The 14561-nt window shown below is 22.8% G+C and carries 14 protein-coding genes, 1 tRNA gene and 1 riboswitch; of the genes, 14 read left to right on the top strand and 1 reads right to left on the bottom strand.

Features of this window, described 5'->3' with window-relative positions:
• Positions 1 to 73: 73 nt before the first annotated feature.
• Entirely contained in the window at positions 74 to 238 is a 165-nt protein-coding gene (locus tag GM111_RS07470; protein ID WP_156300480.1) for a hypothetical protein, read from the bottom strand.
• Between the two features lie 162 nt (positions 239 to 400).
• A riboswitch (Lysine riboswitch) is annotated at positions 401 to 573 on the top strand.
• Between the two features lie 81 nt (positions 574 to 654).
• Between GM111_RS07470 and GM111_RS07465 the strand changes: the two genes are divergently transcribed.
• From GM111_RS07465 to GM111_RS07400, 14 genes are all read left to right on the top strand, one after another.
• Positions 655 to 2187 carry an ABC transporter substrate-binding protein/permease gene (locus tag GM111_RS07465; RefSeq protein WP_156300479.1) on the top strand — a complete coding sequence of 511 codons (1533 nt, stop codon included), beginning with the start codon at positions 655 to 657 and terminating at the stop codon, positions 2185 to 2187.
• Between the two features lie 8 nt (positions 2188 to 2195).
• On the top strand, positions 2196 to 2921 hold the full coding sequence (locus tag GM111_RS07460; protein ID WP_197034532.1) for an amino acid ABC transporter ATP-binding protein: 726 nt from the start codon (positions 2196 to 2198) through the stop codon (positions 2919 to 2921).
• Positions 2922 to 2980: 59 nt separating this feature from the next.
• Positions 2981 to 3063, top strand: a tRNA-Leu gene (locus GM111_RS07455).
• A gap of 21 nt (positions 3064 to 3084) precedes the next feature.
• On the top strand, positions 3085 to 3867 hold the full coding sequence (locus GM111_RS07450) for a hypothetical protein (RefSeq protein WP_156300477.1): 783 nt from the start codon (positions 3085 to 3087) through the stop codon (positions 3865 to 3867).
• Between the two features lie 6 nt (positions 3868 to 3873).
• Complete coding sequence (trmB, locus tag GM111_RS07445; RefSeq protein WP_156300476.1) at positions 3874 to 4569, top strand: tRNA (guanosine(46)-N7)-methyltransferase TrmB; 696 nt, start codon at positions 3874 to 3876, stop codon at positions 4567 to 4569.
• Positions 4570 to 4747: 178 nt separating this feature from the next.
• Positions 4748 to 6886 carry a transcriptional regulator gene (locus GM111_RS07440; protein ID WP_156300475.1) on the top strand — a complete coding sequence of 713 codons (2139 nt, stop codon included), beginning with the start codon at positions 4748 to 4750 and terminating at the stop codon, positions 6884 to 6886.
• A gap of 14 nt (positions 6887 to 6900) precedes the next feature.
• On the top strand, positions 6901 to 7332 hold the full coding sequence (locus GM111_RS07435) for a hypothetical protein (protein WP_156300474.1): 432 nt from the start codon (positions 6901 to 6903) through the stop codon (positions 7330 to 7332).
• Positions 7333 to 7340: 8 nt separating this feature from the next.
• Positions 7341 to 8087: a hypothetical protein gene (locus tag GM111_RS07430; RefSeq protein ID WP_156300473.1), complete on the top strand. Its 747-nt coding sequence runs from the start codon at positions 7341 to 7343 to the stop codon at positions 8085 to 8087.
• 1 nt (position 8088) lies between these two features.
• Positions 8089 to 8778, top strand: a complete 690-nt coding sequence (locus tag GM111_RS07425; protein WP_156300472.1) for an FHA domain-containing protein — start codon at positions 8089 to 8091, stop codon at positions 8776 to 8778.
• Positions 8779 to 8789: 11 nt separating this feature from the next.
• Entirely contained in the window at positions 8790 to 9299 is a 510-nt protein-coding gene (locus GM111_RS07420; protein WP_156300471.1) for an FHA domain-containing protein, read from the top strand.
• Entirely contained in the window at positions 9299 to 11059 is a 1761-nt protein-coding gene (locus tag GM111_RS07415; RefSeq protein ID WP_156300470.1) for a ligand-binding sensor domain-containing protein, read from the top strand. Before GM111_RS07420 ends, GM111_RS07415 begins: the two co-directional genes overlap by 1 nt.
• Positions 11050 to 11724, top strand: coding sequence for a protein kinase domain-containing protein (locus GM111_RS07410; protein ID WP_156300469.1), 675 nt, complete (start codon positions 11050 to 11052; stop codon positions 11722 to 11724). Before GM111_RS07415 ends, GM111_RS07410 begins: the two co-directional genes overlap by 10 nt.
• Complete coding sequence (locus tag GM111_RS07405) at positions 11702 to 13762, top strand: hypothetical protein (RefSeq protein ID WP_197034531.1); 2061 nt, start codon at positions 11702 to 11704, stop codon at positions 13760 to 13762. The genes GM111_RS07410 and GM111_RS07405 overlap by 23 nt, the downstream gene beginning before the upstream one ends.
• Before the next feature lie 51 nt (positions 13763 to 13813).
• Positions 13814 to 14371 (top strand): septal ring lytic transglycosylase RlpA family protein, encoded by a 558-nt coding sequence (locus tag GM111_RS07400; RefSeq protein ID WP_156300467.1) that lies wholly within the window; start codon positions 13814 to 13816, stop codon positions 14369 to 14371.
• Positions 14372 to 14561: the final 190 nt, after the last annotated feature.

The following is a 14561-nucleotide window of genomic DNA, read 5'->3' as shown; positions in this document are numbered from 1 at the left end:
AAGATAATCAAGTTGTTCTAGAGTTCTTCTTTTAATTTCTCTTTTTATTGTTTTTGTACATTTAGCTAAGATATCAGCTATATTTTTTATGCCCTTTAGTGGGATTAGAAACATATTTAGTTAAATCATTTATTTTAGCTTGTTTTAGTAGATGTGATATTATTACTCTATCTGCATAATTCAAATGTTTATATTTAGCTTTTTTATTATTTTCTAAATTTATGTTATTATTAGTCATGGGTATACAGTTCCTCTCAATGAATTTAGTCGTTTATGATTGTACTGTATATCCACTTTTTTTCAACTTATATTTTGGACACTTACTATTTTAATTTAGGAAAATAATAATACAATTTATTATACTTTACAATTTAATAAATTTATGATATGATATATTTACTAACGAGATAGAGGCGCATGATTCAAGAGTAAAATTTATGAGACAGTCAAGTCAATGATTAAATTTGAAAGGGGAAAATGCCGAATTTACATATTTGACAAATATGTAGGTGGGATTGTAAATAAGATTTGCAATACTGTCATTATAGTATATAATGTTGTGCTATTGGTTAAGTATATTTTATATTATTTTTATATATTTTTATACTTACTGATAGATAACTATCAGTTTTTTTTATTTTAGAAAGGAAAAGTATGAAAAAGAGATTTTTATTATTTATGTTTATGATACTATCAAGTTTATCATTTAGTATAGAAAAACTTAGGGTAGGTATGGAAGCGGGATATGCCCCATTTAACTGGTTTCAAAATGACAATAGAAATGGCGCTGTAAAACTAAAAAATGGTTATGCAGGTGGTTATGATGTTGAAATTGCTAAATTAATAGCTGAAAAATTAAATATGGAATTAGAAATTGTTCAAAGTGATTGGGATTCATTGTTAGGACCAGCACTTAATTCTGATAAGATTGATGTTGTTATTGCTGGAATGTCTCCAACAAAAGAAAGAAGAGAAAATCTTGAATTTACTAATCTATATTATGAATCTGATTTAGTTATAGTTGTTAGAAATGATTCTAAATATATTAATGCTAAGAATATTCAAGAGTTTAAAGATGCTAAATTAACTGCACAGTTGAATACTTTTCATTATACTGTGTTAGACCAAATAAATGGATTAAAAAAGGAAAGTGCTAGTGAAAATTTTTCTAATATGTTGGTTGCTTTAGAATCAGGGAAAATAGATGGATATGTTTCTGAGAAGCCAGGAGCACTTTCAGCTAAGTTATCAAATCCTAACATATCTTTTGTAGAATTTGATAAATCAAATGGTTTTAAATATGATAGAGATGATGTAAATATTGCAATAGCCTTAAAAAAAGGTAATACAGAATTAAAAGATAAAATTAATAGTGCTTTAGATGATATTTCAAAAGAAAAAAGAGAAGAAATTATGCAAAGAGCAATAGAAACTCAACCTAATCAAGATTCAGAAAAAGTTCCAACAACATTCTTTGGTTGGATAAAATATTTTATAGTTAATTATTGGAAAGATTTCTTATATGGAACTTTAACAACAATCAATTTATCATTAGTTGGTACTTTCTTTGGATTTATAATAGGATTAATACTATCTTTATTAAGAGATGAAAGAAATGTAAATAAAAAATCAAAATTTTCAATGTTTATATATACGATATTTAAATATCTAGTTGAAATATATGTTACTTTCATTAGAGGAACTCCAATGATAGTACAAGCAATAATTTTTTATTATGGATTCTCACAAGTTACAGGTATTAACATACCTGCTTTAACTTCTGCTTTAATAATTGTTTCATATAATACTGGTGCTTATATTACTGAAATAGTAAGAGGTGGGATAGATTCAATAGATAAAGGACAGTATGAAGCTGCAGAAGCATTGGGAATGAATCATTTTAATATTATGAGAAAGCTAATATTACCACAAGCAATAAGAAATGTAATGCCATCAGTTGCAAATGAATTTATTATTAATATTAAGGATACATCAGTATTATTCTCTATAGGAGTTACTGAATTATTCACTACATCAAAATCAATAGTTGGATCACATGTTAGATATTATGAAGTTTTCGTAATTACATGTGCTATATATTTTGTATTAACATATTCGTTATCTAAATTATTTAGATATTTAGAGGCAAAAATGGATGGAAATAAAGAATATGAGATAGAGGGATAAATATGAGTATAATAAATGTAGAAAATTTAAAGAAAAGTTATGGGAAAAGAGAAATATTAAAAGGCATAAATTTTGAGGTAAACCAAAGTGAAGTTGTTTCAATTATTGGATCATCAGGATCTGGAAAATCAACTTTATTAAGATGTTTAAATTTACTTGAAAATTATGATGAAGGTAAAGTATTATATCATGGGGTAGATATACAAGATAAAAATATGAAATTAAATGAATATAGGGCAAAAGTTGGTATGGTTTTTCAACAATTTAATTTATTTAATAACTTAAATGTATTGGAAAATTGTATGTTAGCTCAAACAAATGTGCTTGGAAGAACAAAAGAAGAAGCAAGAGAAAATGCTATAAAATATTTAGAAAAAGTAGGTATGGACAAATTTATTAATGCTAGACCGAATCAACTTTCTGGAGGACAAAAACAAAGAGTTGCAATAGCTAGAGCATTGTCAATGGATCCAGAAGCACTTTTATTTGATGAACCAACATCTGCATTAGATCCTGAAATGGTTGGAGAGGTATTAAAAGTTATGAAGGAATTAGCGGATGAAGGATTAACAATGATAATTGTTACACATGAGATGGATTTTGCAAGAGAAGTTTCAGATAAAATTGTATTTATGGATAGTGGTATAATTTTAGAAGAAGGACATCCAGATAAAATTTTTACAAATCCTAAAAATGAGAGAACAAAAGCATTTTTATCAAGGGTATTAAAATAAAATAGGACGTGTGTTCTATCTTGTTTTTTTACACTATTTATGATAAACTTAATATAGATGGCTGGGTGGCGAAATCGGTAGACGCAGCAGACTCAAAATCTGCCGAGAAATCATAAGGGTTCGAGTCCCTTCCTAGTCACCATTTTTTTGAAAGGGTGATAATATGGAATTAAAATTAACAGAAAAAGAAATAGAAGTATTTGAAAAAAATGAAGAAGCTATAAAAATGAACTTAGTATCAAAAGCAATATATAATGAAAGCTTAAACTATGAATTTACTGAAATTGATAATAAAAATATTTGGTTTAGTGAAGAAAATTTAATTTTAGAATTATATATGAGAAAAAAAGTAGAACCAAGAGTTATGGTAAATGAAAATTCAATTATTGAAGTATATAACAATAATAAAGAATACTTTGAACAAAATAAAATACCATTTAATGAAGCTAGAGAAATGATTAAAAATAATTTAGTTGAACAATTAAATTATGGATTATTTGAAGATTTAGTAAAAAAATTAATGAACGAAATGGATGAAAATGTAACATTATCTAAAGAAGATATTTTATTTACAAAAGGTAATGAAAATTTAATAAAATCAATTTTATTAATTAATGTTTTAAAAGAAAATGCTAAAAAAGATAATTTCTTTACTGAAAATGCAGAAGAAATTGAATTAATAAAAAAAGATGCAAGATTAAACTACTATCTAAATAAATTAATTGAAGAAAAAGCAGTTGTTTCAAATCAAACTGTTTTAGATGAAATGCAAAGATTTTCAAAGGAAAATTTTGAAGCTGTTAAAAATTATTCACAAGACCAATTATTTAAGTATGTAGGAGACTCATTATTAAATACTAAAGTTGCAGAAGTTAAACAAGAAATTGTAGAAAGAGTTATAAAAGAATACAATATAGAAAATCTTGTAAAGGAATATGTAAAATAATATAATATGAAATATAGAGATAAAGAACTTTGGGAATATTTTTTCGAAAAACCCAAAAAACATTATAATATTTATATGTATGAAATGCCAAATTATCCTCAACATTTAATATTTGATAATGAAGAAATATTAAACGCAAAAGGTAAATGGAATAATTTATACTTTAAAAATAATAATGAATTACATCTTGAAATTGGTAGTGGGAGTGCTAATTTTACAAATAATAAAGCATTACAAAATCCAAATATAAATTTTATGGGGGTTGAATTAAGGTTAAAAAGATTAGTACAGGCAGCAAGAAAAGCAGAAAAAAATCAATTAAATAACTTAATATTCCTGAAAAAAAGAGTAGATTCACTTAAAGAGTTTATTGGAGAAAATGAATTGTCAGGATTATATATTAATTTTCCAGATCCATGGGAAAACGAAGAACATAAAAGAATATTTGGTGAAAAATTACTTGATGATTTAGATGTTGTTTTAAAATCAGGTTCTAAAATTTATTTTAAAACAGACCACTTAAATTATTATCTAGATATTTTGGAATTAATAAAAAATAGAAAAGGCTATGAAGTTGTATATCACACAGATGATTTACATAATTCGGAGAAAGCAGTTGATAATATTAAGACAGAATTTGAGCATTTATTTTTATCAAAACACAATATGAATATTAAGTATATTGAAATAGTAAAAGAATAGCATCATTGATGCTATTTTTTTTATAACGAAAAAAATAATTAATTTTAAATTAAAAAACACTTGACATTAAATTTAAAAAATTATATAATAAATTATCACTAAGGGAAAGGAGGTTAATTGAGAAGTAAAGGGTTAATTGAGAAGTAAAGGGTTAATTGAGAAATAAGGGGGAAAGTTATTGGAGGTAATTAAGCAAACAAATAGAGTGCTATTATTTGAAAAATTTAATGATGAAGCCTATGATATATTAACATTGATAGGGGATGTTGATAATGTCAGTAGTTTAGATGATGAGAAAATTGAAGAGATTAACAAATATTTATTAGTATCAAATTTTAATGAATTTTTAGAAAAATTCGAACCTAAAATTTATTCATATATGGATGTAGAAAATAAACGGATAGGATATACATTAAGTAAAAATGAAAATATACCTGATTCAATGTATACTACAATATATATTAATAATGATAATAGTTTTATTAGAATGTTATCAACACTTATTGAAAATAGGAAAAACCTGGATAAAAAGAACGTTGAATTTCAATTTGAAGATATTTTGGAATTAATTTCTCCTAGGAAAATAATAGAAAATATAAAACAACAAAGAAAAGAGATTAACTACTTATTTGGGAAATACGAAGCATTAAGTGATCTTAATCCTAAAAAACTGGATTTAGGTGATATATTAAATTATAAATTTCAAGAGGCATCTAAAAATTATAACAATGTGTTAGCTATGTTGCCATTAGCTATAGAAGATATAAAAACAAGACTTGAAATAGGTGAAAATAAGGAAAATGTAAATATTGATAATATAAAACTTGGTTATTTAGAGTTTTCTGAAGGGGGAGAAATAGAATTTATCGAAAATAAATTAGAATTAGATACACCTAAATTATTATCGGACAACAGCCAAAAATTGATTGAAATATTCGAAAATGATTATAATGAATCAACCGAGAAACCCAATAATTATGTTGCTAATTTAATTAAAAGAACTTATGTTCCAATTACAACAAATAATCTTAATATAGATTTCGATAAAGAAGTAAATAACTATAATCAATATTTAGAGTTATACAAGAATTCTCAAGAAGATTTTATAAAGATTGCTAAAGAACTTATTGAAAAAGTAATGGGCGTAAAATTATTCTTTGATCAATATTCAGTAAATACAAAAAATATGCTACCTAAATTACTAATTACAAATATTGATAATGATTTATTGACCCAAACTAAGAATAGAGAGAAATTAGAAAAATTTTTAAGAACTGTCAATGATAAAAATGAATTTGAGAATACTATATGGTTTTCAATTTTTCCAAATATTTCACTTAAAGAAGAGTTGAAAAAAACAAATAAAAATATATTTACTGGTAATAATAAAGCTAAAAATAAAAATCAAAATACAATTGAAGATCTAACAAATATTATGGAGATACTATCTGCTCATAAAATTCAGACTTTTATAAGTTTTGAACGTAATAATGAAAATACGTTTGAAAATTTAGCTGTACATGGAATAAGTAAATACATTGAAAAAACAAAACCACTTGAAAACACATATTTTTCTGAATATATAATACCAGTTTTACCTAATCTTACTTTAATTCCTAAAGATAAATCTGGAATTAAATTAGATAAAAAAGCATATATAAACGAAAGTGGAGTATTTTTTAATGAAGATGATAATTTAGAATTTTTTTTAGATGGAATATATGTTGATGGAGCATATATTGCAGCAGGACTCGTCTCAGCCTACCAGTGTCCTGCATATTTAAAAGAAAGATTTAAAAATGTATCAAATAATCCAGGTGTAAGATTTAATATAGAAGCTGAAGATAATTCATTAATTGTAAGAACAGTAATGGCGCGTGAAATAAGTGGATTTACAGTTGGAATAAAAGAAGAAATTAATAATAATAATTATGGATTTATTTTTGCCTCTGAACAGGCACAATTAAAGAATGAAAAGATAAAAAATATTACAGTATACAAAGCAAGAAGTCTATTTAAAACAAGCAATAATAATTATGAAAGTATATACAAAACACTAACAACAACCTATATAGAAAGATTGCTTAGATATACTAGTAATGATTTTAAATCCGATAAATTAAATTATTTTTTTAGTAATAGTCCAACTAGTCAAAAAAGCTTATGGTTAAAAGAATCAACTAGTGTTAATGCTATTTTAAGACAGGGTGATGACATTTCTCATATAATAGATGAACAAACCAATACATGTCAATTAAATTTAGTATTCCTAGGTGAAATAAAGAATCTAAAAATTGAAATTAATAAAACTAATTAAAAGGGGAAGAGTTAATGGGATTTAGATTAAATTTAAAAGGTGCAAATGAAGAATTTGTAGTTGAACAAGAAAACATAATCAGTGTAAAATTTTTATCTGATACACAAGATAGTTCAAATGCAAGATCAACAGATTTAAGTATTGGATTAGAAATTGAAGGTAAAATAATTCCAAATATTGGACAAAATGATACTGATGATGTTACAAGAAAATTATTATTATGGTCTTTAGTTAGTGCTGAAGATTTAGAAGCATATAAAAATATTACTCTTGAAGTAATATTAGCTGGCAATGTAGTAAGAAAATTTAATTTAACAAATGCATTCCTAGTTGATTATATTGAGAGTTTTGATGAGAAAAATGGAAATGGAAATTTTTATTTGAAAATAAAACAAAAAAAAGAAAAAATAAAAGAAATAGTAGTTGAAGGTGGATATCAAAAATAGGGGGTTAAATGATAGAAAATGAATATATTGTACCTAAATTCTTAAGTAAAACAGTACTAAGAAGTACAGATTTATTTACAATAAATCAAAATATTAATAGTGCTACTTTTTTAAAATATATGGATGAAGAAGAAGGTATAATTTTAGGACTACATGCTACAACAGATGGACAAAATGTTTACGTGGATAAAGGAATATATAAAAATAATAATGAAGTAATTCTTTTAGATAAAAAGATTTCAATTGAAATTCCAAGTGGAGAGGGAGAATTCTTTGTGTATATTATGACAGAGGATTATGAAGAGGAATACACGAAAAATAAAAAAATATATTTAAAAATCAATAGACATGCAGAAATTGAAGGCTTTGAAGTAGCAAGATTTAATTTAAGAGATGGTGCAACATTGAAAAACTATGATTATGAATTAAAAAAATTTTCAATGGAGTATAATTCAATAAATATAAATGAAGTAAAATACTCTAAAACTGGAATTAATCCCAAATTATTAAAAATTTGGTCTGAAAAAATGATGATGTTGAATTTAAAAGATAGTATGGATTTATGGATCTCTTCTTTATGTAATATAGAAACTATAAATTTAAATGTTTTGAAAAAATATATCTTTGAAAAATTAAATTTCTATAAAGAAAAAATAACTAATACAGAGATTTTAATTAAGCTATATGAAATCCATAGCATTTTAGAAAAAAACAAAGAGGAATTTGACTTTAATAAAAAAGTAGAAGTTGAATAAAATGAACAAGATGTTTGCTAAGTATAAGTATATACTATTTAAATATTTAAAACATTCAAACTTTAATATTAATGGTAAAGTAAAATTCCAAAAAATAAATTCATACACTAAATATATGATAATTTTAATATTTCTAATAATTACTTCTTTAGTATATCTTTATATTAATTTTTCATATAAAGCATTACTTATTGCATATTCAATATTTAATATATATATTATGTATTTTTTTCTGTTTTATTATCCTCACGAAAGAAAAAGAAATATTAGATATATCAATAAAATTTTACAGGAAAAAAAAGATGAATATATACATGAATTAAATGAACAAAATCTCAAGTCACATAAAAACCACATAAAACTTCTTACTTTAAAGGATGACTTTGATTATGATATATTTTCATGGGATATTTCAAATAAATCAGCTGTTGTAATAGGTAAAAAAAGTGAAAGTAATTTAGAAATCGATATTGATCTTTCAAATAATGAATATTCTCATTTAGTTAGTAGATTACATGGAGTATTAAATAAAGTAAATGATAATTGGTACTATGAAGATTTAGAATCAAAAAATGGTAGTGGAATTGAAAGAAAAAATAGAATAAAAGAAAAACTTATTCCAACAAAATCATATTTGATAGAAGTTGGGGATATCATATATATTGGTGTAATTAAGATATTAGTAAATTAAGGTGTGATTAAATGAAATTATTGAAATGTAGTAATGGGCACATGTTTAATACAACTAAATATACAAATTGTCCGTATTGCGATGGAGATAAAATAGATTTATCAAAAGAGGAAGAGAAAAAACCAATAATATTAGAAGGGGATATAAAAACATCAGTTTTTTGGATTAAAGAAAGCAACATTTCTCCTGTTGTTGGATGGCTAGTATGTATTTCTGGAGTAGATAAAGGAAAAGATTTCAGATTAATTAATGAGAGAAATTTTATCGGAAGATCAACAGAAATGCATGTATGTTTAGAAAATGACCATACAATAGCAAGAAGAAATCATTGTTCTATAACATATAATCCAAAACAGAGAGTATTTGTACTTTCACCTGGTGAAAGTAGTGGATTAGTATATTTACAAGGTAAAGCTTTATATGAAAGCAAACAACTTATTAATTTAGATATTATAGAAATGGGGGAAAGTAGATTCATTTTCATAGAATTATGTGGATTGAATTTTGACTGGAATTTTTGATGGAAAATAATAAATTAAGTATTTTTCCCTATGATATAAATAAAGATGATACCCATTTTGTATTTTTTGAAACAGATGAATTTACAATTTGGGTATCTCTTTTTATTGAAGGGGAATTTGAAAAAATATATTTAGTAACACTAATTGAGGATTTAGTTTTTAAATTTAGTGAGAATCCAAATTATAGTGCTAAATATATAAAAAAATTGATTAAAGAAACACTTAGAGATTTTGATGATTTAAAAATTGAAAAAGATAAAGAAAATACATCAATATATTTGTCTGTTTTATTAACGGATTATTCTAATCTTATTTATGTTTACATGAAAGATTATAACTTAAAAATTATTAGATCTGATGAAATATTTTTTAAAAATGAAATAATAACTAATGAAGATGTTTTTGCATCAACAGAAATATTTCCTTTAAAAGAAAATGACGAAATAAATGTATTAATTAACGATATTATTTTAACTAAAGTTCTTATAAATAAAATAAATACAAAAACAAAGTTTAAAACGAATAATATATTCCTTCAATATCTATTTATATTTTCAATTTTATTCATTATATCTTATTTTATTTTGATTAGTATGTTTGTAAATAAAATATATGAAAATATTGAAAATGAAATAAAAATGATAAATATAAACAAAGACTTTAATTATGAAAATAATAATAAGATATTTATAAATATAGAAATTTTACTTAAAAGACTAGATAAGAAATATTTATTCTTAACTAGAAATAATATAACAAAAAAAGAGCAATATATAAATAAAATAAACATAGCTAAAAAAAATAATGAAATTTTAAAAAAAGTTTTTGAAATAAAAGAATTAAGCAAAATATTGATAAAAAATAGAGAGTTTTTAAATGCTAAGAATGAATATATTAAGATTAAAAGCAAAATAGAAGAAGTTGATAATGAATTATTAGAGTATATCGAAAAAGATATAAGAGAAATAGATAGATTAGTAATAATTCAAAATGATGAATTATTTTTAACAGATGATGATTTAATTAAAAATATAAAGATAGTTGATAAATTAATTGGAGAATATGAAAAATCATATTTTGATATTAATATTTTAGATTTAAATGAGATAAAGAGTAAAAATCAAAATAGAATAAATGAAATAAAAAAAGTATTAGATGAAAGAAATTCAAAATTAGATGAATTAATAAAGAATGATATATTAAATGCAAAAGTTGAATTAGAAGAATTAATTGAAGGTTATTCAAAACTTTCACTAAATTTAGAAAGAGAATCTTTAGAAAAAAGGAAAATTGAAATAGATGAGAAAATAGAATATTTAAAATCAGAAATGAATGAATTATTTGAAAAACATAAAAAATATTATGATAATAAAGAGTATATTACATCGGTATCATATCTTGAAAAATCATTATATTTTGCTAATCTTTTAAATAATCAAAATAAAATAAAAGAAATAGAGGGAAGAATTAGGTTAATTTATAAACAGAAAAAAAAGGATGATGATGAAAATAAAAAAATAAAACCAGTTAATAAAGAAAAATTAGAATTTGAAATAAGAAAAAGTATTAAATTGTCAATTGAAAAAGGGGATGATTATTTAAAAAACAATGATTTTGAAAAAGCGTATATTGAATATAAAAGAGCACTGGATAGCATGCCTAAGGTAAATTATTCCAAAACTACACAAAATGAAGTAAATAAAAAAATAGAATATATAAAAAGAAAAATGGGCAAAAAGTGGTGGGAATTATGGAAATAGAATATTACAAAAAAACATTTGATATTTCATTACCTGGTTTTGATCTTATGTTTAAAAATGAGATAAATACAATGATTTATTTACTAATGAATAAAATTAAATGTATACCTAAAATCTTAAGAGTAAAAATTCAAAAAGATAATAAAGAAATATTTTATGAAAAAATTAATGGTGAAACATTATATGATTATAACATAGAGAAATTATCGTTGAAAGAAAAATTGGAATTATACTTAAAGATATTAGAAGCTGTTTTTGAAATACATGAATTAGGCTTAATACATAATGATATTAATACTTGCAATATTATTATTAATGGAAATGAAGTATATTTAATTGATTTTAGTGAAGCACGTTTTATAGAAAAATATTATGATAAGAAATATTATTCATATACAAGGGGATTCTCAAGTATTGAAAGATATTCTAATATTGAAAAAAATTATTATGAAAATGATACATATTCTTTGACAGCAATATTCTATTTCATAATATTTAATAAAAAAAATCCAGATATTTGTGATACTAAATATAATTACATTACACATAATAATAAAAAAATAGAGTTTTTTTTGAAAAAAGGGCTTTCACTTAATAGATTAAAGAGACATAGAAATATAAAAAATATGATAGAAAAGATAAGTGATATTATTGAAAAATTATAGTAAAAATGAATTATTGCTAAAAAATAATTATGAATTAAATCAAATTGCACAAAAAGAAAAAATACAAAATAAATATTTTTTTGAAACATCTAGAAATAAAATTATTAATAGAATTTTAGAGTATACAGAATTTAAATATATTCCCCAAATTGAAGAGTATTTAGATGAAGGTTATTATTTATTACAAGAATTTTTTGAAAACAATTTAAGGGTACTTGAATTAGAAAGATACGATATTATTATTGATGAAGATTTTAAAATATATAAAGAGATAGTAAGTAAGATTATTATTTATGTGAATAAAAATAGAAAAATTGATTTGAATATTGTATTTTTAGTTAATGAATACAGATATATTTATGGGATATTACAAAGTGAGATTTTAGAAGAAGATGGAGAATATGTGAAGTGTGAATTAACTTTGCATCCTGAATTGAATAGAATTATAAATGAACATAATACAGAAAAACTTTATTTTGCTTTTTTTGAACAGAGTGTAGATCTATATTCGGTTTATTATAATAAATATAAAAGTGATATGATAAAAAATAGTGTATTTTCATACATAGTACCTATAATTAAATATGAAATAATATTTAATTGTCCACAAGAAAATAATTTATATATAAAAATTGGAATTGATTATTTTGAAACAGAATATTTAAAAGAAGACTTTTGTATAGATGTAATTAATTTAGAAAATAACATTAGTTTAAATTTTGGAGATGATGCAAAAAAAAGGTTGAAAGAGAATGGATTTATAACAAATAGAAGCTATTTTATGAATGTAGAATATTTTCTAACGAAAAATGAAGATATAGTAATTAAAGATGAAAGGCAAAATAGCAAAATAGTAAGTAAAAATTTCTTATTTGAGAAATTTTTAGAGTATTATCTTAGAAAGATTGAATACACTTTAAAAACTAAATTTCAAAGTATTATTATTTTAAAAAATGAAGGATATAATCAAAATGATGGATTAAGTTTTGAATGTTTACATAATATTAAATATTTCAATAATAATGATAGAGAATACACATATATATTATCGGACCTAGATATTTTTAGAATTATATATGTAAGACATGGAGTAGTAAATAATAAAGTAAGTTATAGATTAAATATGTTATTACAAATTATTCATGAAAATAAATATTTGACTGAGCTTTCTTTTCTAAATCATGTTATGAAATATGTAAGTGAAAATAAAAGTATGATTAATTATAAAGGAAATATTTTTAATTATTTAAAATTAAATAAAGATTTAGAAATTAAAAATAATGTTGAACCTTCGCAGATTATTAGGGAAAAAAGTAAAGAACTGATAAATAATTATTTTTCTGATATTACTTTTGAAGAAAGAAGTGACCTAGATGATATTTTAACTTATTTATCATTTAAATCTATTTTTGAATTTTTTGATCAATTTAAAATCATTGATATATTAAAAAAATTTGAAAATATAAAATTACAAGGTAGGCTAGTGTATACGAAAAGTTTTATTGATGTTTTAAAGGAATTTATACCTGGAAAACTTTTAGAATATAAAAGTCAAATAAATAATTCTGAAATATTCAAAATAATTAACGATTTTAACAAAAAGAAAGAAAAAGGGAATTTAGTATTAAATTATAAGTTTACACCACTTAAATTTGATATTTCAATATCATATTTAAATTATTTAGGGGAAATTCATAAGATTATTTCACTATATGAAAATAAAACAACATTTATTGATAAAGATAATACAACGAAATTTGTAGAATTATATGTAGAAAAAATATTTCAATTTAAGAAAAATGAATTATATAATATACACTTATATTTGCCAAATGAATATATGGAGTTAGATGAAAATGAATTATTACATACCGATGAGCTTGGAATTAAAGACTTTGAGATTGATGAAGTGGTTAATGATATAGTTAGAATTTTTTTCTCATTTAAAGATGTAGATACTTTAAAAGTTTGCTATGTTAGACGTAGAGAAGATCAGATATTTTGTCAATTTGAAGATGTATTTATTTCAAAAAATTGACAAATATAAAAATATTGTGTTATACTAAGTTAATTCAGAAACGGAGGTACTATGAGAAAATTACTAACTATACTTTTATTAGGGTTAACATTTTCATCAGTTAATGCTAATGAAAATAATAGTAGTAGTCATGTAGAGAATGTTGAAATTAAAGAAGCTGATATTAAGGAATTAATATCTGAAATAAAAGGAGAAAATGAAGAAAAAAAAGATGAGAACTTTAATTTAAACATTGAACTAAAAGAACAAAGTCAGCCAGTAGAAGAAGTTAAGGAAGAAGAAAAAGAAAATACTGTAGAAGAAGTAGTTGAAGAAAAAGTATATCAAACTGGAATAGCTTCATATTATGGAGAAAGATGGAATGGTAGAAAGACTGCAAGTGGAGAAATTTTTGATACTTGGAAGATATCAGCTGCACATAAAAAGTTACCTTTTGGTACAAAAGTAAAAGTTACAAACTTAAGAAATGGTAAATCAATTGTTGTAAGAATTAATGATAGAGGACCATATATTAAAGGTAGAGTAATTGATTTGAGTAAAGCAGCATTTAAACAAATTGAGGATCTAAATAAAGGGATTACTAAAGTTAAATTAGAAATCGTAAAATAGAGTTTGTAGACTTTGTTTAAAAGTGACTATAAAAAGATTCAAATAATAAAGTTCAGATAAATCCCTAAATTAAAATAGTAAGTGTCCAAAAGTTTAATTAAGCTAGATTTAATAGACACTCATAAACTTGATTAGATGTTAAAGCATTGAAAATTTTTCTTGGATAATTATTCATAAATGTTTCAATGTG

Origin of the sequence: Streptobacillus canis (genome assembly GCF_009733925.1) — a bacterium.
GTDB lineage: Bacteria > Fusobacteriota > Fusobacteriia > Fusobacteriales > Leptotrichiaceae > Streptobacillus > Streptobacillus canis.
This window is presented reverse-complemented; position numbering and strand designations above follow the sequence as displayed.

What these genes read in the sequence shown, in the direction of transcription:
- GM111_RS07470 (WP_156300480.1), bottom strand. Translation starts at nt 238, where the DNA reads ATGACTAATAATAACATAAATTTAGAAAATAATAAAAAAGCTAAATAT.
- GM111_RS07465 (WP_156300479.1), top strand. Translation starts at nt 655, where the DNA reads ATGAAAAAGAGATTTTTATTATTTATGTTTATGATACTATCAAGTTTA.
- GM111_RS07450 (WP_156300477.1), top strand. Translation starts at nt 3,085, where the DNA reads ATGGAATTAAAATTAACAGAAAAAGAAATAGAAGTATTTGAAAAAAAT.
- trmB (WP_156300476.1), top strand. Translation starts at nt 3,874, where the DNA reads ATGAAATATAGAGATAAAGAACTTTGGGAATATTTTTTCGAAAAACCC.
- GM111_RS07435 (WP_156300474.1), top strand. Translation starts at nt 6,901, where the DNA reads ATGGGATTTAGATTAAATTTAAAAGGTGCAAATGAAGAATTTGTAGTT.
- GM111_RS07430 (WP_156300473.1), top strand. Translation starts at nt 7,341, where the DNA reads ATGATAGAAAATGAATATATTGTACCTAAATTCTTAAGTAAAACAGTA.
- GM111_RS07425 (WP_156300472.1), top strand. Translation starts at nt 8,089, where the DNA reads ATGAACAAGATGTTTGCTAAGTATAAGTATATACTATTTAAATATTTA.
- GM111_RS07420 (WP_156300471.1), top strand. Translation starts at nt 8,790, where the DNA reads ATGAAATTATTGAAATGTAGTAATGGGCACATGTTTAATACAACTAAA.
- GM111_RS07415 (WP_156300470.1), top strand. Translation starts at nt 9,299, where the DNA reads ATGGAAAATAATAAATTAAGTATTTTTCCCTATGATATAAATAAAGAT.
- GM111_RS07410 (WP_156300469.1), top strand. Translation starts at nt 11,050, where the DNA reads ATGGAAATAGAATATTACAAAAAAACATTTGATATTTCATTACCTGGT.
- GM111_RS07400 (WP_156300467.1), top strand. Translation starts at nt 13,814, where the DNA reads ATGAGAAAATTACTAACTATACTTTTATTAGGGTTAACATTTTCATCA.